Below are 19,341 nucleotides of genomic sequence, written 5' to 3'. Positions count from 1 at the left end.
TCGATAATGGATCACGGGGACGGATCAGACCGGCTTCAGCGCGCGGCCAGCGCCTTCATCACCGCTTTCTGCACGTGCAGGCGGTTGCCCGCCTCCTGCACGGCGATGCAGCGCGGCGAATCCATCACCGCGTCGGTGGCCTTCACGTTGCGGCGCAGCGGCAGGCAGTGGCTGAAGACGCCGTCGTTGGTCAGCGCCATCTTCGTCTCGTCGACCATGAAGTGGCGGTACCGGTCGCGGATCGGCTTCTCCGGGCCCCAGTTGCCGAAGTACGGCAGCGCGCCCCAGCTCTTGGCGTAGACCACGTCGGCGCCGGCGTAGGCGCTCTCGATGTCGTGGCTGACGGTCAGCGAGCCGCCGCTCTCGGACACGTTCTGTCCGGCCCAGCCCATGTAGCGTTCGTCGAGCACGTACTCCGGCGTCGGGCACAGCAGGGTCACGTCCATGCCCATGCGGGTGGCGATGGTCAGCGCCGAGTTGGCGACCGCGGTGTTGAGCGGCTTCGGGTGGTACGTCCAGGTCAGCACGTACTTCTTCCCGCGCAGGTCGCTGGTGCCGAAGTGCTCCTGCAGCGCCAGCGCGTGCGCCAGCTCCTGGCAGGGATGGGTGATGGTCTCCATGTTGATCACCGGCACCGTCGCGTACTTCGCGAACCCCTCGAGCACCCGGTCCTCGCGGTCCACTGCCCAGTCGACGAACTTCGGGAAGGCGCGCACGCCGATCATGTCGACGTACTGGCTGAGCACGCGCGCGACCTCGGCGATGTGTTCTTCGGCGTCGCCGTCCATCACCGTGCCCAGGTCGAACTCGATCGGCCAGGCGTCCTTGCCCGGCTGCAGCACCACGGCGTGGGCGCCGAGCTGGAACGCTCCCAGCTCGAAGCTGGTGCGGGTGCGCATCGAGGGATTGAAGAACACCAGGGCGATGGACCTGCCCTTCAGCGCGTCGCCGATCGGTTCGCGCTTCATGCGGGCGGCGTCCGCGAGCACCGCGTCGATCTGCGCGCGGCTCCAGTCCTGGGTGTTGAGGAAATGCCTGGGTGACGAAGTCATGAGGATGTCCAAGGGATCGGAAAACGAAAAAACCCGGCTCGGGCCGGGCTTCGAACGACGGATGACGGGCGCAGTCCGGTCCTAACCCAGGGGAACGTGGGCTTCCGGTCGACGCGCGCGCGAGGTCATGCCCGCCGCCATCCGGGCGGAGGTCAGGAGGTCATGGACAAGGGCGTCGGCGTGCTGCATCGCGGCAATCTTCCCATGGCGGCAGGCGGCGGGCAAGCGCCCGGCGGCCTCAGTCGATATTGCCTTCCGGCACGACCGGGGTCACCGCCACCTTCACCCGCAGCCGGTTGCCCGGGTCGCGCGGCAGCCGCGAGCGGTACTTGACCCCGCGGACCACGTAGTCGACGTCGTAGGCGATGGGCCGCCGGAACTCCCGCTCGACGGGCACCATGCGGCAGTCGCCCCCGGCTGCGTCCGCGGTGTCGGCGTCGACCGACGGATCGCGGCGGCCGGGCGTCAGCACGTCGCGCACGGCGCCGACCACGCGCGACAGACCGCGCCGCCCCTCCTCCCCTCCGGGCTGCACCAGGCTCGACTGCTCGCAGCGCTCGACCATGCCGGTGGCACGCAGCGTCTGGTACACGGGCTCGGCGCGCAGGACCTGAGCGTACTCGTAGCGCACGTTCTCCGCCTGGATCACCGTATGTTGCGCCCACGCGGGCGCCGCCGCGAACGCGGCCGCCAGAAGCAGCGGCAGCCACCGCTTTGCGGGCAGGAATGAAGGCATGGCGAGGCGCCAGTGTAGGCGTTTCCCCGGGAACGGACTGAATCGTGGCTGTCGCGGTCCCCCGCCGGTAGAATCGACGGCCTGCCGAACGGCCCGCGAAATGACCCTGCGACTCTTCAACAGCCTCACCCGCCGGGTCGAGGTCTTCCAGCCCCTGGACCCCGCGCGCATCACGATGTACGTCTGCGGGCCCACCGTCTACAACTACGTCCACATCGGCAACGCGCGCGGGCCGGTGGTGTTCGACGTCCTGGCCGGGGTCCTGCGCCGCCGCTTCGGCGGGCTGGCCTACGCCCGCAACATCACCGACGTCGACGACAAGATCAACGCCGCCGCCGCCGGCCAGGGCGTGCCGATCTCGACGATCACCGGGCGCTTCGCCGCCGCCTATCGCGAGGACATGGCCGCACTGGGCGTGGCGCCGCCCGACATCGAGCCCGAGGCGACCGGCCACATCGGCGAGATCATCGCCATGATCGAGCGGCTGATCGAGGGCGGGCATGCCTACGCCGCCGAGGGCCACGTGCTGTTCTCGGTGGCCAGCTTCGACGGCTACGGCAAGCTCTCGCGCCGCGATCCCGAGGACATGCTGGCCGGCGCGCGCGTGGACATCGCACCGTACAAGCGCGACCCCGGGGACTTCGTGCTCTGGAAGCCCTCCACCGCCGAGCTTCCGGGCTGGGATTCGCCCTGGGGCCGCGGCCGCCCCGGCTGGCACATCGAATGCTCGGCCATGGCCGCCACCCACCTGGGCGAGACCATCGACATCCACGCCGGCGGCGTCGACCTGCAGTTCCCGCACCACGAGAACGAGATCGCGCAGAGCGAGTGCGCGCATGGCGGCAAGGTGTTCGCGCGCTTCTGGCTGCACAACGGCATGCTCAACTTCGGCGGCGCCAAGATGTCGAAGTCGGTGGGCAACATCGAGAAGGTGCGCGACCTGGTCCGTCGCCACCCGCCCGAGGCCCTGCGCCACGCGCTGCTCTCGGCGCACTACCGGCAACCGCTGGAATGGTCGGACGCACTGGTCGAGCAGAGCGTGCGCACGCTGGACCGGCTGTACGGCACCCTGCGCGACGCCGATGCATTGCTCGCGCCCCGCGACGCCGGGGCGCTTCGCGAGCCTTCAAGGGTCGCGCCGGACGCTGCGGCCGCGGCGACGACCCCGATTCCCGGGGCCATCAGAGCCGCGCTCGACGACGACCTCAATACGCCGCAGGCCCTGGCCGAACTGGCGGCGATCGCCGCCGAGGCGCGCGCGCTGCGCAACGACATCGCCCACGGCGCCGCCACCGGCGATGACGCCCTGCAGACCCTGTCCGGACTGCGTGCCGCCCTGCGCGCCGGCGGCCGCGCCCTGGGCCTGCTCCAGCAGGCACCGGCGGCCTGGTTCGCACGCGGCGCCTCCGGCGACGACGATGCCCGGATCCAGGCCCTGGTCGATGAACGCGCCGCGGCCAAGCAGGCCCGCGACTTCGGCCGCGCCGACGCGATCCGCGACCAGCTTGCCGCCGAGGGCGTTCTGCTTGAAGACACACCGCAGGGCGTACGCTGGAAGCGAGGCTGAACCATGGATATCGCCACCCCCTTCCCGCTCGAAACCACCGCCGCCGAGGCCCAGGCCGCGATCCGCGACGAGTTCGCCTTCTTCAGCGACTGGTCCGAGCGCTACCAGTACCTGATCGACCTCGGCCGCAAACTGCCGGAGTTCCCCGACGAACTCCGCACCGAGGCCCATCGCCTGCATGGCTGCCAGTCGATGGTCTGGATCGTGCCCTCGGGCGACGCCACGCGCCTGGACTTCGTCGCGGCCAGCGACTCGGCCATCGTCTCCGGCCTGGTCTACCTGGCCCTGCGCGTGTATTCGGGCCGCGGCGCGCGGGACATCCTCGACACCGACCCGTCCTACATCGCCGACATCGGCCTGGCGAAGCACCTCTCGCCCACCCGCAGCAACGGCCTCGCGGCCCTGCTCGCCTTCATCCGCGACACCGCGCAGCGCGCGCTGGCGTGAGCGTCGCGGGCCCCGGCGGCGAGTCGCCGGCCGCCGGGAACACGTCCGGCCCGGTGCCAGGCGCGGCGCCCGACGACGGTCGCATGGCGCCGCTGCGCAACCCCTCGTTCCGCGGGCTGATGGCCTACCGGATCTGCACGATCATGAGCTATCAGATCGTGGCGGTGACGGTGGGCTGGCACGTCTACGAGCTGACCCGCGACCCGTGGATGCTGGGCCTGATCGGACTGGCCGAGCTCGTCCCCTATTTCTGCGTCGCGCCCTTCGCCGGCCATCTGGTCGACCACCTGCCCCGACGCAGGCTGGGCATGGTCGCCTGCATCGGCCTGGCGCTGACGCCGGTCGCGCTGGCCCTGATCGCCTCGGGCGTCGCCGGCGAGGTGCGCGTGGGCTGGATCTACGCGGCGCTGGTGCTGACCGGCGCCGTGCGCGCCTTCCTTGGTCCGGTCTACAACGCCCTGTTCGCGCGCGTGCTGCCGCGGCCGCAGTTCGCCCGCGGCGCCAGCCTGGGCAGCATCGTGTTCCAGTCGGCGATGGTGCTCGGGCCCGCCATCGGCGGCGTGATCGTGGGCGCGGCGGGCATGGGCGCGTCCTACGCGCTGGCCGCGGCCTTCGCGCTGGTGGCGGCGGTCGCCATCCGCCGGCTGAAGGTGACCGAGCCGGCGATCACCCTCCAGGGCGCGCCGATCTTCTCCAGCATCGCCGAGGGCGCGCGCTTCGTGTTCTCCAACCAGATCCTGCTCGGCGCGTTGGCCCTGGACATGTTCGCGGTGCTGTTCGGCGGCGCGATCTCGCTGGCGCCCGCCTTCATCCGGGAGATCCTCCACTACGGCCCCGAGGGCCTGGGCATCCTGCGCAGCGCCCCGGCGCTGGGCGCGGTGGCCATGGGCGTGGTTTTGGCGCGCAGTCCCCCGACGCGGCATGCGGGGCGCATCCTGCTGCTGGCCGTGGTCGGCTTCGGGCTGTGCATCATCGGCTTCGGCCTGTCGCGCTCGTTCTGGCTCTCGGCCTTCTTCCTGCTGTTGTCGGGCATGTGCGACGGCGTTTCGGTGGTGCTTCGTTCGACCATCCTCCAGCTGTCCACGCCCGACGCCATGCGCGGGCGGGTGTCGTCGATCAACGGTCTGTTCGTGGGCTCGTCGAACGAGCTCGGCGCCTTCTATGCCGGCTCCATGGCACGGTTGCTCGGGCTGGTTCCGGCCGTGGTGCTCGGCGGTTGCGTGACCATGGCGGTGGCGGCGGTGACCGCGTGGCGGGCGCCGAAGCTGCGACGGCTGGACCTGCGCGAACTGCACTGATCCGGGGGGCGCCGGGTGCTGCAACACAGCGTCCGTCCATCCGCCCAAGGTCGCGTACGCACCGCCGGCGCCGACGCCCTATTCTCGGGATTCCCCCCTCCGGGCCGCGCCGCGCCATGACCGTCACCTCCCTGCCTGCCCCCAGCCACGTCCGTGGAGACACCTCGCAGCCGCTGCTGCGGGAAACCGTCGGCGCGATGCTTGCCCGCATCGCCGACGCCTGGCCGGAACGCGAGGCGCTGGTGGTGCCGCCACAGGGCGTGCGCTGGACCTGGCGCGAGTTCGACGGACGCGTGACCCGCCTGGCCGCCGGCCTGCTGGCCCTGGGACTGGAGCGGGGCGACCGCATCGGCATCTGGTCGCTCAACCGCAGCGAATGGACCCTCATGCAGTTCGCCAGCGCCCGCGCCGGCCTGGTGCTGGTCAACATCAACCCGGCGTACCGCACGCACGAACTCGAGTACGCGCTGAAGCTGGTGGACTGCAAGGCGCTGGTGCTGGCGCGCAGGTTCAAGACGTCGGATTACGTCGCCCTGCTGCGCGAGATCGCGCCTGAACTCGACTCGACCCCGCCCGGCCATCTGCGTTCCAGCCGGCTGCCGACGCTGCGCCACGCGATCCTGCTGGGCGACGACGCCGAGGGCGACGGCTCGCCCGGCGCCTGGCGCTTCGACGACATCGCGGATTGCCGGGATCCCGACGCGCATGCCCGCCTGGCCGCGATGCAGCCGCTGCTCGACCCGCACGACGCGATCAACATCCAGTTCACGTCCGGCACCATGGGTTCACCCAAGGGCGCGACCCTGACCCATCACAACGTGGTCAACAACGGCTTCTTCATCGGCGAGCGCCTGCGCTTCACCGAGCGCGACCGCCTGTGCATCCCGGTGCCCTTCTACCACACGTTCGGGATGGTCCTGGCCAACCTGGCCGCGGTCACCCACGGCACCTGCATGGTGCTGCCCGGCGAGGGCTTCGACGCCGACGCCACGCTGCGCACGGTGCAGGAGGAGCGCTGCACCGCCCTGCACGGCGTGCCGACCATGTTCATCGCGATGCTCTCGCACCCGCGCTTCGCGGACTTCGACCTGTCGACGCTGCGCACCGGGATCATGGCCGGCTCGAACTGCCCGATCGAGGTCATGCGCCAGGTGACGGAGCGCATGCACATGTCCGACGTCACCATCTGCTACGGCATGACCGAGACCAGTCCGGTGAGCTTCCAGACCACCGCCGACGATCCCGTCGACCGGCGGGTGGATTCGGTCGGTCGCATCCACCCGCACGTCGAGGTGCGGATCGCGGACCGGCACGGCAACACCGTCCCGCGCGGCGTGGTCGGCGAGCTGCACACGCGCGGCTATTCGGTGATGCGCGGCTACTGGAACGACCCGGTGCGCACCGCCGAGGCCATCGATGCCGACGGCTGGATGCACACCGGCGACCTCGCCACCATCGATGACGATGGCTACTGCCGCATCGTCGGCCGGCTCAAGGACATGCTGATCCGCGGCGGCGAGAACATCTATCCGCGGGAGATCGAGGAGTTCCTGTACGAACACCCGGACATCCTGGACGTCCAGGTGTTCGGCGTGCCCGACCCCGTCTATGGCGAGGAGGTCTGCGCCTGGATCCGGCTGGCCGATGGCGCGTCGCTCGACGCCGACGACGTCCGGGACTACTGCCGCGGACGCATCGCCCACTACAAGATCCCGCGCTACGTGGAGTTCGTCGACGCGTATCCTCTGACGGTCTCCGGCAAGGTGCAGAAGCACCTCATGCGCGACGAGATGGCGCGCCGGCTTTCCGGACGCGCATAGCACGGCGCCCGCGGCCGGTCGCTCAGTAGGTGACCGTCACCAGCAGCGTGTCCGAGTAGCTTCCGGGGATCGCCATCGGTTGCGCGGGCACGCGGCCGTAGAGACTGCGGGTGACGCCCGCGGGCCCCGCCGCGCCCGAGATGACGCTGGTGCCCGCGCTGCCGTCGCCCCACACGAGGCTCCTGCTCGCCTCGGTGTAGAGCTGGTAGTCGAGAGTGCCTCCCGCGCTCGTCATCCGGCGATCCGCGTAGCTGCCGGCGCCCGCGGTCACCGTCGCGGAGTAGGCGGTGTCGACCGGACAGGTCACCGTGAACGTGGTGACGCTGTCGCTGGCGGCATTGGCGAGCGGATCGATGCTGCCGAACGAGAGCGCGGCGATGTCGATGGTGCAGGCCGCAGCCGGGCCGGCGCCCAGGAGGGCCAGGAGCAGCAGCGGCCGGCATCCGGACGGGGAGCGGCGCCGCGGGTCGGGAGCAGTCATTGGCAGGTCGCCTCGTAGATCAGGGAAGGGTCCGGTGCTGTGGGGAGCGCGGCCGCGGGAATCGTGCACCGCTGTCCCGACCATGTGATCTCGATCGGATGCGCGCCATCTTCCAGCTCCACGTACATCAGCCCGTCGTAGCCGACCTGGGTGGATGCGCGGTCCGACCAGCGTGCGAGCGCGCCGGCGGCGACCGGCGTGCCGTCACGGGTCGTCACGCGCAGGGTGACCGGCACCATGCGGCTGGCGCCGAAATCGGCGAGGACGACCTGGCGCCGGCCCGGAACCAGCTCGAGGCGGGTATCGCGGATACGGGTGGAGAGCGCCAGGCTGGTGCTGTCGAGGTCGAGCCGGTTGGACTCGAAGGGTCGCAGGCCGGAGACCAGCGCCTTGCCGTTGGCCCGGGTGGAGGCGGCGAACTGGTGCTCGCGCAGGACGCGGCCATCCGCCTGCGGCAGATCGACCAGCGCGAAGCTTCCACCGTCGTCGGTGGTCGGAAACACGCCCTGGCGGGTCGCCACCAGCGCGCCCGTCGCGCCGATCCGGACGTCGGTCCCGGTGCCGGTCCGCAACGCGGCCGCGCTCCACTGCGCCGCGTCGGTGCGCAGCCGGCCCTCCATGGTGGTGCGCGCCCCGAGCGCGGAGTCCTCGTGCGATACCCGGTAGCCGTAGCCGGGCCCCACCGGCAGGCTGCGCTGCAGCGTGACGCCAGGGTCGATGCCCTCGCTGTCGGCGCTCAGCCAGGCGGATGCGGAACGGTGGTGGGACAGGGGCAGGGTGAAGATCGCGCCGTACAGCGTTCCGCTCGCGTCCTGCAGCGGACGGAACGCGGTCAGGTTGAGGAAGCCTCTGCCGAGCGGCACGTTGAGGGCAGCGCGCGCGAGCCGTTGTTCACCGGCCGCGCGACTGTCGCGCACGACCGCGCCGATGGACAGCGATGCCCGGCCGAGCCTCAGACCTGCGTTCGCCCGGGCGTCGCGCGCCGGGGCGGCGCCTTCCACCGGATAGGCGAGATCGCGGTATTCCCGGTCATAGCCCGCGTAGCGGAGACCCAGGGCCCAGCGCTGCCCCTGGAAGGTGTACCCCAGCGCCCACGCGTCGCCGCGCACGCTCCCGCCCTCGGAGCGGGCGGCGGAGATCTCGGCGACGCCGGAATGGCCGAGTCGCAGGTGGTTGGCGACACCGTACAGATGGTGCGAAGCCTGCCATTCGACGCGTGTTTCCAGGGTCCAGTACGGAGCCAGACCGCGCCGCCACGAGAACAGTGCGAAGCGGTCGCCGTAGCGGTCGTCGGGGGACAGGAACCCTTCCCGCAAGCGGCCGGATTCGAGCGACCAGTCGGTCAGCCCGGGCCGCAGCAGGTCGGGATCGGAGTAGAACGGCGTGCTCACCAGCACCTGGCGGCCGAGCGCGTCGATGACGACCGCTTCCAGCAGTCCGCGGCCCGTCTGCGAGGGAATGCCGTCCACCATGAACGGGCCGGGCGGCAGCTCGCCGCGGAAGGCGAGCTGCTGGCGTGACCAGATCTCCAGGACCGAAGGCAGGCGCGCGGTTCCCTGGACGCCGAGCAGGGGCTGGGTGCGCAGATGCGGCTGCAGGTCGAAATCGGTGCCGACGCGCACGCCGCCGTAGCGCACCGCCGGCGAGAGGCTGGAGTCGCGGCTGATGCCGTCGCCCGCCGCGAGCGACAGGCGCCGCTCCGGCCAGTCCACGAAGCAGGTGCTGTCGAGCCGCGACCAGGAGAAGCCCGTGCGCCAGACGGCGCGGTTGCGGCAGCCGAGGCGTCCTCCCGACAGGGCGCCGTCGAGCAGCAGCGAGCCGCGCCGCTCGCCCTCTGGGCCCTGCCCCACGCCGATGTCGTAGCCGACGATCGCGGACAGGGGGCGCGCGCGTGCGCCAGCGGTGCGACGTCGGGACCCCCAAGCCGCAGCCGGGTCGATGCGAAGTGCCCGGGAGCCGCGGTGATCTCCAGGCGCATGCGGCGCTCATCGAGCACGTAGTGGTCGCCGGCGAAGCTGCGCACCGGGACCCAGTCCGCGTCGCCGGCCGCGGGCGCCAGGTGGGCCAACGCGAGCGTCTGCGGCGACAACAGCAGGTCCCGGCCCTGCCGCCGGATGATCTGCGGTTCGGGCAGGGCGAGGCCGTTGACGGTGATGTCCACGACCAGGTCCTCGGTGGTCGCGACGGCGAGCGTGTGCGGATCGAACAGATGCAGGCGGCCGCCGATCGCGTCGATGTCGGCCGCGAGCGCCAGGCTCGAGAGCGGCACGTAGGTTTCGCCGGCATGCAGGCGCGTGGGCGCGGCGGGCACGGGAAGCTCCAGCAAGCGGAGATCGCTCACCCGGATCCACCGGTTGCCGTCGTCGACCGTCAGCAGCAGGACGCCGAGACCGCTGTCCATGTGGTCGAGTGCGGCCAGGTACCAGTCTTCACGCTCCTCGGCGGAGACCGTGCCGGCGAACATCAGGGCAAGCGTCATGGACAGCAGCCGCCTGCCAAGGGCGGGAGAAGGTCCCGTCCGATCACTCCACCTGGAGCGGAATGGAACGCGCTTCGCCATGGCTGAGGAACTCGAGCCGGACTGCATCGCCCCGCGCCGGGCGCGCATGCGTGTCCAGCGGCCATTGCGTCGACTGCCCGGCGAGTACGTAGCCGGGGCCCCCGCGTTCGGCGAGCACGGCGCCGCGCGGATCCACCAGACGGAGGCCGCTGAGCCGAAGATGGCGCCCGCCGGCATTGCGCGCGGCGAGCAGCAGCTCGCCCGCCGCCCCCGGAAGTACACGCCACTCGACCGCGTCGGCGGTGGCGGCGGTCTGGAAGAACACGGGCACGAGCTGTTCCACCAGGGTGCGCACGCCCATGAAGCCCGGCGGCGGCGGCGGCGGAACCTCGCGCAGGCGCAGGCGATAGGCGCGTTCCCGCGCGACCTCTCCCTGCACCGCGATGCGCACCAGCTGCGAGCCGCGCGGCGGCAGGGTGGCGAGACGCGGCACGATCACCACGTCGCGTGCGGGCGCGAGCGCGTCGCCGCCCTCGGCGCTCTGGGTCCAGTCCAGCGCATCCACCTGGATGGTGAGCGTCTCCTCGCCCGGGTTCCGCAGCTCGAAGCTGGCCACGCGGACGCCGGGTGCGACTTCCGCGATGGTGGGAGAGACCTGGAAGCCGGCCGCCAGCGCGACCGGCGCGAGCAGCGCCAGGCCAACGCCGAGAAGGCCCCGCACGAACGTGCGGGGCCGGACCAGCGCATGGCGCATCAGTAGGTGACCGTGACCGTGATGGTGTCCGTGTACGCACCGACCTTGGCGGTCTCCTGGCCGGAGGCGATCTGGCCATACACGGTGAGGCTCTGGGCGACGCCGGTGCCGGTGCCGGGGACGGTATCGGTGGAGACCGTGTGGCCCCAGTCGGTGGTCCGCCCCGCATCACTGAACAGCGCGTAATCCAGCGTGCTGGTGGTGTCGGTGTGGGTCATCTTGCGCGCCGCGACCGTGGCGCCGGCGCCCGAGCCGACGCTCAGGCCGACGTTGTACGGCGTGGTGTTGGAGCAGGTCACCGAGATGGTCGTGTCGCCGTCGGTAGCGGTGGTCGCATTGGCAAGCGGATCGACGTCCGTGAAGACGAGATCGGTGGCGCTCACCTCGCACGACGCCGTGACATTGGTCGAGACGGTGAAGGTTCCGGTGGTGTCGGCGGCCTGCACGCCGGTGGCGGTGATCGCCAGAGCGGCGGCGATGGCGAGCTTGTTCAGGTTCATGCGGGTAGCCCCTTCAAGGTTGGTGTGGACTCGCCCGCAGACGCAGGCAAGGCACGGCAACCGGGCTGTCCCGGGCATGTCGACCGGACCAGGGTCCGGGACGCGGGGTTGCATTCGGTAGCCCCGCTACCCTGGGCTCGCGCCTGTAGGCCGGTGGCTTTACGTCTCCACCTTTCGATGGATTTGCCGTTGTCGTGCCGAACGATTGTCGCGAAGCCGTAACCTTCGCGACAAGGTGCCAAACCCTGTCAGGGAGTCCCCGACAACCCTGGTCGCCGGGGCACTCCATTCCGGCCCGTACGACGGGCTTCTTCCGCCCTGCGGACGGAGGGCGGACTCAGTCGCCGATCTGCTTCTGCAGGTGCTCCCAGCGCTCCTGCTCGTCGATGGTGCGCTCGGCGGTCAGGCGCGCCTCGAGTCGGTCGAGGCCGATCTCCTCGCCCGAATCCACGCTGAAACCGTACTCGCCCGAGTCCACGCGCTTGAGCGTGCTGTCGATCTTGCCGATCAGTTTGCGGTAGCGGTCGCGGGTGCGAAGTTCCAGCGAGTTCTCGGTCTCGCGGGTCGCGCGCTCGGCGTCGTCGCCCACGTCGCGCACTTCGTCCTTGAGGTTCTCGATGGTCTGCTTGGACTCGTCCACCAGATCGGCGCGCCAGTCCAGCAGGCGCTGGCGGAAATACTCGAGCTGCAGCGGGCTCATGTACTCCTCCTCCGGACCGGGCCGGTAGCCCGCGGGGAGGATCGGGCGGCCGGTGGCCTCGTCGGTCTTGTAGGCGATGACCTTGTAACGGGTCTTCGGGGCCGGCGGAGGGGCCTGGCGGTTGGTCAACGCCACCGCGACCTTGCCAACGGGGCGGGCCGGCGCCTTCCGCGCCTCGGGCTGCGCCTGGCCGACCTTGGTCGAGGGCTTGGCGGTGGCCTTGCGCGCCGTCGCCGGCGCGGTCCTGGCGGCGGGCGCCATCACCGCGGGCGCGACCTTCTTCGCCGGCGCGGCCTTGGCCACGGGCTTCGCAGCCTTGGCTGGAGCCTTGGCCGGAGCCGCCTTGCCGACGGCCGCCTTCTTCGCCGGCGCAACCTTCTTCGCGGCAACCTTCTTCGCGGGCGCGGCGGGGGTGACGGCCTTCTTCGCAACCGCCTTCTTCGCAACGGCCTTCTTCGCGACCACCTTCTTCTCCGCGGCCTTCCGGACCGGAGCCTTCACCGCCTTCTTCGCGGCCGGCTTTGCGGCCTTCTTCGGCGCCGCCTTCGCGGGAGCCTTCTTCGCGGCGGCCTTGGCCGGTGCCTTGGCGGCCTTCTTCGGGGCGGCCTTCCCGGCCGCGGGCTTGGCGGCCTTGGCGGCCTTCTTGACGGTCTTCTTCACTGCCACGATCGGCGATCCTTCTGGGACAAGTGGGCGCCGGTCCGCTCGCGCGGCCGGCCGTCGGCCAGGCAGCGGGAGAGAGGCGTCACCGATCCGTGGCCGCACGCGGCAACGACAGTCGAGTCCGGCCACCGGGAAGCGTTCGGGGGAACGCGCTTGTGGCCGGCGCCACACTCCCGACGCTTGGACGGGAAAGCGGGCTGTTATACCCTGCCCCGACTGCAGCGGCAACCGCGCGCGCCGCCGCGCACCCCAATCCGCCGACGCCTCCTTGATCGATCGCACGCTCATCGCGCTCCTGCGCGGCTACAAACGCTGGCTCAGCCCCCTGCTCGGCCCGCGCTGCCGGTTCGTGCCCAGCTGTTCGGAATACGCCATGGAGGCCATCGCGGTGCACGGCGCCCTGCGCGGAAGCTGGCTGGCAGCCAGGCGCATCGGCCGCTGCCATCCCCTCCACCCCGGCGGCCTGGACCCGGTCCCGCCGCGCGACCACGGACCTCCGCCATGACCGATACCCTGATCCTGAATGCGCGCCTGGTGAACGAGGGCCGCGAGTCCGAGGCCGACCTGCGCATCCGTGCCGGCCGCATCGACGCGATCGGCAGCCTGTCGCCGCGCGCCGGCGAGACCGTGTTCGACGCCGCCGGCCACCGTCTGCTGCCGGGCATGATCGACGACCAGGTGCACTTCCGCGAGCCGGGCCTCGAATACAAGGCCGACATCGCCACCGAGTCGGCGGCGGCGGTCGCCGGCGGCCTGACCAGCTTCATGGACATGCCCAATACCAGCCCACCGACGCTCGACGCCGCGGCGCTGGAGGACAAGTACGCCCGCGCCGCCGGCCGGGCCTGGGGCAACCACGGCTTCTACATGGGCGCCAGCAACGACAACCTGGAGGCGGTGCGCGGCATCGATCCGGCCGCGACCCCGGGCCTCAAGGTCTTCATGGGCGCCTCCACCGGCAACATGCTCGTCGACGACCCGGCGACCCTCGACGCGATCTTCCGCGAGAGTCCGGTGCCGATCATCACCCACTGCGAGGACACGCCGATGATCGACGCGGCGCTGTCGGCCGCGCGCGCGCAGTACGGCGACGACATCCCCGCGGAGCTGCATCCCGACATCCGCTCGCGCGAGGCCTGCATCAGGTCGACGCGCCTGGCGCTGGAGCTGGCCCGTCGCCACGACACCCGCCTGCACGTGCTGCACATCTCCACCGCCGACGAACTGGCGCTGTTCGAGGCCGGCCCGCTGGTCGACGCCGACGGCCGGCTGCGCAAGCGGATCACCGCCGAGACCTGCATCCACTTCCTGCGCTTCGACCGCGCCGACTACGCGCGCCTGGGCCACCAGATCAAGTGCAATCCGGCGATCAAGGACGCCAGCGACCGCGAGGCCCTGCTGCGCGCGCTCGCCGACGACGTCATCGACGTGCTGGCCACCGACCACGCCCCGCACACCCGGGAAGAGAAGCAGGCGCCCTACACCCGTGCGCCCAGCGGCCTGCCGCTGGTGCAGTACGCGCTGGTGGCGGCGCTGGAGTGCGTGCACGAAGGCCGCTTCGACATCGCGCGCGTGGTGCAGAAGTTCGCGCACGCCCCGGCGCAGCTGTTCGACGTCAAGGAGCGCGGCTTCCTGCGCGAGGGCTACTGGGCCGACCTGGTGATGGTCGAGGACACACCGTTCACGGTGAGGCGCGAAGACGTGCTGTCGAAGTGCGGCTGGTCGCCGTTCGAAGGCACCACCTTCCGCTCACGCATCGCTTCGACCTGGGTCAACGGTGTCCTGTCCTGGAACGGGTCGAAGCTGCTCGGCGCGCCCGCCGGCCGCCGCCTGGAATTCGCAAGGTGACACCGGCTTCCAGCGCGCCGGGAGCCACACCATGAACGCGGCCGGCGCCGTCCTGGTCGGCCTGCTCTCCGCCCTCCCCTGGGCGCTTGCACTCGCGCAGGCCGCCCCCGCGGTCGCCGCCGCGGATTCCGCCGCCACCGCGGACCTGCGCGTGGTGTTCCCGGAACGCGTGCGGCAGGGCGCGCTCGTGCTCGGCAAGGTGCCTGCCGGCAGCCGCGTCGAATACGGCGGCCGCGTCCTGCGCAGCACCGGCTACGGCACGGTGGCCTTCGGCGTCGGGCGCAACGAGACCGGCCCGCTGCTGGTCGCCGTCACCCGCCCCGACGGCAGCCGCACCGACGCCCGCATCGCCGTGGACCCGCGCGACTGGCCCGAGCAGCGCATCGACGGCGTGCCTCCCGCCACGGTCGACCCGCCGCCTGCGATCGCCGAGCGCATCCGCCGCGAGCAGGCCCGGGTGGCCGAAGCGCGGAACCGGGACGACGCCCGGGCCGATTTCGCACGGCCCTTCATCCAGCCGCTCGAAGGCCGCGTCAGCGGGCGCTTCGGCCGCGCCCGCGTCTACAACGGGAAGCCCGGCAGCCCGCACTCGGGCATGGACATCGCCGCCCCCACCGGCACGCCGGTCAAGGCGCCTGCGGCCGGCATCGTCACTTTCGCCGACCCGGACCTCTACCTCACCGGCGGCACGCTGCTGATCGACCACGGCCACGGCATCAGTTCGAACTTCCTCCACCTCTCGCGCATCGACGTCCGGCCCGGCGACCGCGTCGAGCAGGGTCAGACCGTCGCCGCCGTGGGCTCCACCGGCCGCTCGACCGGCCCGCACCTGCACTGGGGCATGAGCTGGTTCGATGTCCGCATCGACCCGCAGCTGGTGCTGGAACGGCGTTGAGACGGGGCGCCGCGGTCAGCCGCTGACCCGGTCCCGCCCCGCGTCCTTGCTCGCGTACAGCGCCGCGTCCGCACGCTCGACCAGCGAATCCATCGACTCGCCGGGAACCAGTTCGGCCACGCCGATGCTCAGCGTCCCCTCCACATCGACTCCGGCCGTCGCCAGCGGCCGGCTCGCGATCGCTGCGCGCATGTGGCCGGCCACGTCCAGCGCATCGGCCAAGGGCGTGTCCGGCATCACCACCAGGAACTCGTCGCCGCCGTAGCGGCCGATGATGTCGCGGCCGCGCAGTTGGTTGAGGATGCGCTGCGACGCGATCCGCAGGCACTCGTCGCCGACCCCGTGCCCGTGCTCGTCGTTGATCTGCTTGAAACGGTCCAGGTCGACGAAGGCGATGCTCACCGGCATCGACCGCGCCTGCGCGGCCTGCATCACCCGTCGCAGCTCTCCTTCGATTCCGCTGCGGTTGAACATCCCGGTCAGCTCGTCGGCGCTCGCCCGCGCGCTGGCGCGGTCCAGGTCGCGGCGCAGCTGGACCAGCTTGTCCGCCAGTCCGATGGTCAGCAGCAGGCCGGCCAGTGCGAAGCTGCCGGCCAGCCCCTGCGCCAGCCACGCGGCCCCCGCCCAGAGACCCGCCATCTGCAGCGCCACCAGTGTGATGAGCACCATCAGCGGCAGCCACGACACCATCACCACCCGGCCCGCGCGATCGCCGACGGCCGCCAGCCGCGTGCTGGCCAGGAACAGCACGATGGCGGACAGCACCAGCCCGATGTTGCCGACGCGCCCCAGCCACCCGGCATCCACGAACACGCTGCCGACCACCGTGACCATGGCCAGTCCGCTGCCGAACCACAGCGCGCGCTCGGCCCAGCGCAGTTTCCGCGGCAGACCGAGATAGGCGCGCTGGAACAGGTTGCTGCAGACCACGCCCAGCCCGCCGACGATGCGGCTGGACTGCGGCGTGGTGCCGAAGACCGCCTCGGCCCAGGGCACCAGGCGCAGGTCGCCCCCAGGGACATGGTGTACAGCACCGCGAAGCACAGCATCGCGCCGAACCAGCCGAAGCTGGCCTCGCCGGTCCCGATGCCGAAGGCGAACGCCAGCAACGCCAGTACCGAGAGCACGGACAGGACGAAGACGCGCCAGGCGACGTAGGCCAGATCGTCGCGGCGCACCTGGTCGAGCGGCTCGATCGACACCTGCATCGCGACCCGCGAGCCCGGGTCGATCCGCAGCCAAAGCGCGCTGCCGGCGGGGATGCCCTGCGGAAGGTCGACGAACAGCGCGCGGTGGGAATGGCGCGGATCGGCATCGTCCCCGTACAGCGCGTACCGCGCCGGAGCCGCTTTTCCCGGCGCCCAGGCCTGCACCCGGGCCAGGAAGGGCGAGCGCAGGACCAGCTTGGGGGAATCCTCCGCAGTCCGCGGCTCCGGCGTGATGACCCGCCACCAGCGGGTCTCGCCGCGGCGACCGCGGATCAGCGGCTCCGCAAGCGGCGGGCCGAGTTCGTGGTCGTGATGTCCGGCCAGCACGTCGGCGGGACTGGCGTCACCGGGCAGCGACTGCAGCACGAAGGAGGATGCGCCAGCCTGGGCCGGGACCGCGCACAGCAGCAGCAGGCACAGCCACAGGCCGCACCACCAGTCCAGCTCCGGATCCCCCCTCCGCATCGCGCCATGCTATCGCGGAGACGACCCCGGAAACCGGAAACCCGGAAACCCGGAGCGCATTCAGCGAAGCTGCACGACCCCGGCCACGCGCGCCACGGCGTCGTGCGCGTGCAGGCTTTCGAAGTGCGAGACCGTGACATCGAAGCGGGCCACCCGCGGACTGCCGGATACCACCGCGGCCACCCTGCGCGCGGCGTCCTCGCAGAACATCAGATTGTCGGCGTTGGCGCGGGCGAAGGCCTGCTCGTCCTCGCGCTTGACCGCGGTCTGCACCGGCGTGCCGAGCGCCGCCTCGATGGCGTCCACCAGCTCGAGCAGCGGCAGCGCGTCGACGTCGTTGCGCAGGACCACGCGCACGTCGGCGCGGCTGCGCTGGGCGTGGGGGTGGCGGCCATGCCGCGCTCGGCCAGCCAGTCGAGCACCTCGACCCTGGACGGCGATTCGTCACCGGCGAAGTCGGCCTCGAAGCGGTCGGCGTTGGCCCGGCGCGACAGCGCCGCGGACGCCGGGCAGGTGCTGGAGTAGTCGATGCCGAAGGCCAGCGTGATCTCCGCGCCCGACGGCGACAGCACGGCGTCGACCTCGACCGGATACGACTTCCAGCCCGCATTGTCGCTGGCCAACGCGCGCCGGCGCAGCAGTTGGTTCCAGCGCAGGGTCAGGCGCGCGCGGGTCGCCAGGCCCGACTGCGAGTCGATGCACGCGCGCAGCAGCGCGCGCAGCGACGAGGCCGAGAGCGGCTCGGCCGGAAGCCCGTCCTGCAGCAGCAGGTACAGCCGCGACATGTGGATGCCGCGGGTCTCGGCGCTGGCCAGGTCCACGCCGATGTCCGCCGACGCCGGCACCAGCTGCGACCCGTCACCCCCGTCCGGCACGCGCAGCGGCAGCGCGATGCGCCGCATGCCCACCCAGTCGAGGGGCCGAGCGGCCGCCGCGCGGTCGTAGGCGACATCGGGCAACACCGGGGGTGGGTTGGAAGAGGTCACGCGGAAGCCTGCAATCGAGAACGGCTTGCAATTGTACCCGCGGCCCGGCGCGAGCCCGCGCAACGGTGCATGTCGCGCACGCGCGCTGGAGCGCCTGGCCTCAACCCGCGCGCCGGGCACCCCGCCATGCGGCGAACAGCGCCCTCAGCGGCGGCAGCGGCCGGTCGGGCCGGGCCTGGCGGGCGGCGACCAGGGCGGCGAGGACGCCGCGTGGGCGGCTGCCGGCACGCACCGACGAGCGCGCCCGGTCCGCGCCTGCGCCTGTTCCCGCGTAAGGCGCCGGAATCGGGGTTGACGGCATTCCGGCCGCGACCCGCATCAGTGCCCGCTCGCCCAGCAGGCAACCCAGCACGGCCGCGCGGCCCGCGGGATCCGGCGCGCGGCCACCGAACAGCGCAGCCTCGCAGTCCGCGACCGCGGCGGCGAAGGCTTCGCCCGCGGCGACGGCGTCCGCCGGTGATTCAGCGTCCCCACCCTCCCCGCGCAGCGAGCGCAGGTCCGCCAGGGCGCGACCCAACTCCAGCCAGGGCGCCGCCCTCTGCTGCAACGGCTGTCCCAGAGGGTGCCGGCGCGCTCCCTTCGCCCAACCGCCCAGCTCTTCCTGCCACCAGGCCAGCTTGGCCAGCCCCGGCGTCGGGTCGGCACCGCCCCAGGCGGCATCGCCGAGCTCCTGCAGCAGCGCGAACCAGGCCTCGGCGAGCGACCGCTGCGGTTCCGGCACGAACACCGCGGCGATCTCCCACTCCGGCCAGCGCGCGCGCCACTTGTCGATGAAGGTCGCGGCCTCGCCGCGGACGCCTTCGATGCTCACGGCCAGGCGTCCGGTTCGAGCAGGTCGGCGGGCGTCGCGACCATCGCATCGGCCTGCCAGGCGAGCGGGTCGTCATGCCGGAGGCGGTAGCCCCAGAGCGCGACCAGGGAGCGCATGCCGGCGGCGCGCGCGGCCACGATGTCGCGTTCGTCGTCGCCGACATAGACGCAGTCGGCGACCGCGAAGCCCATGGCCTCCGCGGCATGCAGCAGCGGCAGCGGATGCGGCTTGCGCTCGGCCAGGGTGTCGCCGCCGACCAGCACCCCGCTGCGCGTGTCCCAGCCCAGTGCGGGCATCAGGCCGCGCGCCAGGTACTCGGGCTTGTTGGTGACGATGCCCCAGCGCGCGCCGTCGGCCTCGAGCGCGGCCAGCATCGCCTCGACGCCGTCGAAGGCGGCGCCATGGCGGCCGAGCTCTTCGGCGTACACGGCCAGGAATTCCCTGACGACCTCGGGCGGCACTTCGCCGGCGAGCTCGGGGAACGCGGCGGCGCTCATCGCGCGCGCGCCCTTGGAGACGTGGGGGCGCAGGTCGGCCAGCGGCATCGGCGGTGCGCCGCGCGCCGCGCGCATGCGATTGACGGTCGCGGCCATGTCCGGCGCGCTGTCGA

The 19,341-nt window shown here is 71.8% G+C and carries 19 protein-coding genes, 1 pseudogene and 1 riboswitch; of the genes and pseudogenes, 9 read left to right on the top strand and 11 right to left on the bottom strand.

Going from position 1 to position 19,341, the window contains the following annotated elements:
- Positions 1-35: 35 nt before the first annotated feature.
- Both FPZ22_RS11925 and FPZ22_RS11920 read right to left on the bottom strand, forming a co-directional pair.
- Complete coding sequence (locus tag FPZ22_RS11925; RefSeq protein WP_144893240.1) at positions 36-1,052, bottom strand: N-acetylornithine carbamoyltransferase; 1,017 nt, start codon at positions 1,050-1,052, stop codon at positions 36-38.
- A gap of 238 nt (positions 1,053-1,290) precedes the next feature.
- Positions 1,291-1,788 (bottom strand): hypothetical protein, encoded by a 498-nt coding sequence (locus tag FPZ22_RS11920; protein ID WP_144893238.1) that lies wholly within the window; start codon positions 1,786-1,788, stop codon positions 1,291-1,293.
- 100 nt (positions 1,789-1,888) lie between these two features.
- Between FPZ22_RS11920 and cysS the strand changes: the two genes are divergently transcribed.
- The 4 genes from cysS to FPZ22_RS11900 all read left to right on the top strand — a co-directional run bounded on the left by cysS (position 1,889) and on the right by FPZ22_RS11900 (position 6,920).
- Positions 1,889-3,355: a cysteine--tRNA ligase gene (gene cysS / locus FPZ22_RS11915; RefSeq protein ID WP_144893236.1), complete on the top strand. Its 1,467-nt coding sequence runs from the start codon at positions 1,889-1,891 to the stop codon at positions 3,353-3,355.
- A gap of 3 nt (positions 3,356-3,358) precedes the next feature.
- A complete protein-coding gene (locus tag FPZ22_RS11910) occupies positions 3,359-3,802 on the top strand; it encodes a SufE family protein (RefSeq protein ID WP_144893234.1) in 444 nt (147 codons plus the stop codon).
- A gap of 83 nt (positions 3,803-3,885) precedes the next feature.
- A complete protein-coding gene (locus FPZ22_RS11905; protein WP_144894168.1) occupies positions 3,886-5,100 on the top strand; it encodes an MFS transporter in 1,215 nt (404 codons plus the stop codon).
- A gap of 116 nt (positions 5,101-5,216) precedes the next feature.
- Complete coding sequence (locus tag FPZ22_RS11900; protein ID WP_144893232.1) at positions 5,217-6,920, top strand: AMP-binding protein; 1,704 nt, start codon at positions 5,217-5,219, stop codon at positions 6,918-6,920.
- A 22-nt stretch (positions 6,921-6,942) separates the two neighbouring features.
- On the opposite strand, the gene FPZ22_RS11895 is transcribed toward FPZ22_RS11900, so the two are convergent.
- On the bottom strand, positions 6,943-7,401 hold the full coding sequence (locus FPZ22_RS11895; protein WP_168198998.1) for a Csu type fimbrial protein: 459 nt from the start codon (positions 7,399-7,401) through the stop codon (positions 6,943-6,945).
- Positions 7,398-9,251, bottom strand: a complete 1,854-nt coding sequence (locus FPZ22_RS11890; protein ID WP_144893228.1) for a fimbria/pilus outer membrane usher protein — start codon at positions 9,249-9,251, stop codon at positions 7,398-7,400. Before FPZ22_RS11890 ends, FPZ22_RS11895 begins: the two co-directional genes overlap by 4 nt.
- 149 nt (positions 9,252-9,400) lie before the next feature.
- On the opposite strand from FPZ22_RS11890, the gene FPZ22_RS11885 reads away from it, so the two are divergent.
- Positions 9,401-9,967, top strand: a complete 567-nt coding sequence (locus tag FPZ22_RS11885; protein ID WP_144893226.1) for a hypothetical protein — start codon at positions 9,401-9,403, stop codon at positions 9,965-9,967.
- Here the strand turns inward: FPZ22_RS11885 and FPZ22_RS11880 are convergent.
- From FPZ22_RS11880 to dksA, 3 genes are all read right to left on the bottom strand, one after another.
- Complete coding sequence (locus FPZ22_RS11880; RefSeq protein WP_144893224.1) at positions 9,924-10,655, bottom strand: fimbrial biogenesis chaperone; 732 nt, start codon at positions 10,653-10,655, stop codon at positions 9,924-9,926. The genes FPZ22_RS11885 and FPZ22_RS11880 overlap by 44 nt on opposite strands.
- Positions 10,655-11,155, bottom strand: coding sequence for a Csu type fimbrial protein (locus tag FPZ22_RS11875; protein ID WP_144893221.1), 501 nt, complete (start codon positions 11,153-11,155; stop codon positions 10,655-10,657). The genes FPZ22_RS11880 and FPZ22_RS11875 overlap by 1 nt, the downstream gene beginning before the upstream one ends.
- Positions 11,156-11,268: 113 nt before the next feature.
- Positions 11,269-11,353, bottom strand: a riboswitch (cyclic di-GMP riboswitch).
- Positions 11,354-11,492: 139 nt separating this feature from the next.
- The gene (gene dksA, locus FPZ22_RS11870) at positions 11,493-12,521 is read right to left on the bottom strand and encodes an RNA polymerase-binding protein DksA (protein ID WP_246120725.1); all 1,029 of its coding nucleotides are present in this window, start codon (positions 12,519-12,521) and stop codon (positions 11,493-11,495) included.
- A 265-nt stretch (positions 12,522-12,786) separates the two neighbouring features.
- Between dksA and yidD the strand changes: the two genes are divergently transcribed.
- The 3 genes from yidD to FPZ22_RS11855 are packed head-to-tail and all read left to right on the top strand — an operon-like array spanning position 12,787 to position 15,261.
- Entirely contained in the window at positions 12,787-13,023 is a 237-nt protein-coding gene (yidD, locus tag FPZ22_RS11865) for a membrane protein insertion efficiency factor YidD (RefSeq protein WP_210412669.1), read from the top strand.
- The gene (locus tag FPZ22_RS11860; protein WP_144893216.1) at positions 13,020-14,366 is read left to right on the top strand and encodes a dihydroorotase; all 1,347 of its coding nucleotides are present in this window, start codon (positions 13,020-13,022) and stop codon (positions 14,364-14,366) included. Before yidD ends, FPZ22_RS11860 begins: the two co-directional genes overlap by 4 nt.
- Before the next feature lie 31 nt (positions 14,367-14,397).
- Positions 14,398-15,261 (top strand): M23 family metallopeptidase, encoded by an 864-nt coding sequence (locus tag FPZ22_RS11855; RefSeq protein WP_144893214.1) that lies wholly within the window; start codon positions 14,398-14,400, stop codon positions 15,259-15,261.
- Positions 15,262-15,276: 15 nt separating this feature from the next.
- Here the strand turns inward: FPZ22_RS11855 and FPZ22_RS11850 are convergent, their stop codons facing one another.
- Positions 15,277-16,257 (bottom strand): GGDEF domain-containing protein, encoded by a 981-nt coding sequence (locus FPZ22_RS11850; RefSeq protein WP_144893212.1) that lies wholly within the window; start codon positions 16,255-16,257, stop codon positions 15,277-15,279.
- 24 nt (positions 16,258-16,281) lie between these two features.
- Here FPZ22_RS11850 and FPZ22_RS13700 point away from each other — a divergent pair, with 24 nt between their 5' ends.
- A complete protein-coding gene (locus tag FPZ22_RS13700; protein WP_168198997.1) occupies positions 16,282-16,419 on the top strand; it encodes a hypothetical protein in 138 nt (45 codons plus the stop codon).
- Positions 16,420-16,994: 575 nt separating this feature from the next.
- On the opposite strand, the pseudogene folE2 reads toward FPZ22_RS13700, so the two are convergent.
- The 3 genes and pseudogenes from folE2 to gph form a co-directional block, all read right to left on the bottom strand.
- Positions 16,995-17,920 (bottom strand): annotated as a pseudogene (gene folE2, locus FPZ22_RS11845) (GTP cyclohydrolase FolE2).
- A gap of 100 nt (positions 17,921-18,020) precedes the next feature.
- Positions 18,021-18,731, bottom strand: coding sequence for an isoprenoid biosynthesis enzyme family protein (locus FPZ22_RS11840; protein WP_144893211.1), 711 nt, complete (start codon positions 18,729-18,731; stop codon positions 18,021-18,023).
- Positions 18,728-19,324 (bottom strand): phosphoglycolate phosphatase, encoded by a 597-nt coding sequence (gene gph / locus FPZ22_RS11835; protein ID WP_246121107.1) that lies wholly within the window; start codon positions 19,322-19,324, stop codon positions 18,728-18,730. The genes FPZ22_RS11840 and gph overlap by 4 nt, the downstream gene beginning before the upstream one ends.
- Between the last annotated feature and the right edge of the window lie 17 nt (positions 19,325-19,341).

The organism is Luteimonas granuli, from assembly GCF_007795095.1.
Classification (GTDB): Bacteria; Pseudomonadota; Gammaproteobacteria; order Xanthomonadales; family Xanthomonadaceae; genus Luteimonas; species Luteimonas granuli.
Note: the sequence above shows the minus strand (reverse complement) of the source record. Positions and strands in the feature narration are given on the sequence as shown.